This is a genomic window from Moorella mulderi DSM 14980 (assembly GCF_001594015.1).
Lineage (GTDB): Bacteria > Bacillota > DSM-521 > Neomoorellales > Neomoorellaceae > Neomoorella > Neomoorella mulderi.
In genome coordinates, this window is the sequence record NZ_LTBC01000044.1 from 1 (window position 1) to 1501 (window position 1501).

Consider the following 1501-nt stretch of genomic DNA (forward strand, 5'->3'; position numbering starts at 1 on the left):
CTGCAAGGATCTAGGGGTAGAGCATGAGCTTATCCCCTACAAAACGCCCAATAAGAATGCTCATATCGAGTCCTTTCACAGCATCCTGGAGGAGGAATGCCTGGCACGGTACGAATTTAATAGTTTCCCTTTACCCTCGAGTTAAATTTTACTTTATGATCCAAACGTCCGTAAAACGGAGTGGGTACGGAGTGGGTATGGGGATGGTAGGGGGTGGCTAGTTAAGATATATTTAACTTGAATAAAACTGGAATAAAAAATAAAATGGCCCCTCCCTACCTTTTGAGCCTTGTAGCGTCTTGTTTTTTGGTGTAAACTGTTAATAAGGATAGGGTCTGACTGGGGACGGGAGTATGTATCTTCAAGAATTTTACAGGGCATTAGAGATTGTTAGTGCGGCTGTACAGGAAGTATACGGAAACCGTTTGGTTTCCCTGGCTGTTTTTGGTTCCGTAGCCCGCGGCACGCCTCGCCCGGATTCCGACATCGATCTTTTGGTTGTTGCCGATAATCTTCCTAAAGGCCGCCTAAAAAGGATGGCAGAGTTTAACCGGGTAGAGGAGATTGTGCAGCGCCGCGCTGCAGGTTTTAAACATATCCGGCCGGATCTTTCGCCGGTAATAAAAGAGAAGCAGGAGGTACTTGCGGGAAGTTTACTCTTTTTAGATCTAGTTGAGGACGCAAAAATTTATTACGACCGGGAAAACTTTCTAACGCTGTATTTAACCGGATTAAAGGAAAAATTAAAACACCTGGGAGCACGCAGGGTTTACCATGGAGGGGCCTGGTACTGGGTGTTAAAGAGGGATTACACGCCGGGCGAGGTGATTGAGATATGACCAATATCACCCTGGCCCGGAGCTATCTGGAGAAGGCTACCAAGCGACTGAAAATACTGCCGGTTTTGCTTGACGAACAAGCATACTCTGACGTAATAAGAGAAGCTCAGGAAATTGTAGAACTAGCCCTTAAAGGGATGCTCCGGGCTATCGGTGTTGAACCCCCGAAACAGCATGATGTAGGTTACTTATTAGTGGAGTTCAAGGAACGTTTTCCCGAAGAAATACAGGGAGAGGTAGATAGAATGGCCGGCATATCGAAATGGTTGCGGAAAGAAAGAGAATTCGCCTTCTATGGAGATGTGGATTTTATTCCTACCGAAGAATACACAGAGTTGGATGCCCGCAAGGCCATAAATGGTGCCGAGCTGGTAGTGAAAATGGCTTCTAAAGTGATTTAGGTTAAGTACTCAAGGTACTAAGAACGTTATACCCGCAATGGTTTGACATAAAAAGCCCTGCCGGTAATACCCATGCAGGACTTTTGTTTTGTTAGCGGCTGTGCTCGCAAAAAAACCCTTCTGCAAACTCACTGTTTGTTTTATTTCTCCTGCTACTGGCGGTAGTAATTGCAGGGGGGTTGCTGATGACTCACCGGGCCGTACGGTTACCACCACGGGTCGAGGAGCCTCCCGGGCCAGTGCCAGCCCGGCGAAACGCTT

Annotated in this window: 3 protein-coding genes and 1 pseudogene; 3 read left to right on the plus strand and 1 reads right to left on the minus strand. The window is 47.0% G+C overall.

Features of this window, described 5'->3' with window-relative positions:
• The 3 genes and pseudogenes from MOMUL_RS16010 to MOMUL_RS15155 all read left to right on the plus strand — a co-directional run.
• Positions 1-127 (plus strand): annotated as a pseudogene (locus MOMUL_RS16010) (integrase core domain-containing protein); the annotation flags it as partial.
• Between the two features lie 226 nt (positions 128-353).
• Entirely contained in the window at positions 354-839 is a 486-nt protein-coding gene (locus MOMUL_RS15150; protein WP_062286239.1) for a nucleotidyltransferase family protein, read from the plus strand.
• A complete protein-coding gene (locus MOMUL_RS15155; RefSeq protein ID WP_062286241.1) occupies positions 836-1240 on the plus strand; it encodes a HEPN domain-containing protein in 405 nt (134 codons plus the stop codon). The genes MOMUL_RS15150 and MOMUL_RS15155 overlap by 4 nt, the downstream gene beginning before the upstream one ends.
• 9 nt (positions 1241-1249) lie before the next feature.
• On the opposite strand, the gene MOMUL_RS17435 is transcribed toward MOMUL_RS15155, so the two are convergent.
• On the minus strand, positions 1250-1501 hold a 252-nt coding region (locus tag MOMUL_RS17435), incomplete at its 5' end, for a hypothetical protein (protein WP_236713141.1).

Excerpts from the sequence above, each read along its gene's own strand:
- MOMUL_RS15150 (WP_062286239.1), top strand. The coding sequence starts at position 354 with ATGTATCTTCAAGAATTTTACAGGGCATTAGAGATTGTTAGTGCGGCT.
- MOMUL_RS15155 (WP_062286241.1), top strand. The coding sequence starts at position 836 with ATGACCAATATCACCCTGGCCCGGAGCTATCTGGAGAAGGCTACCAAG.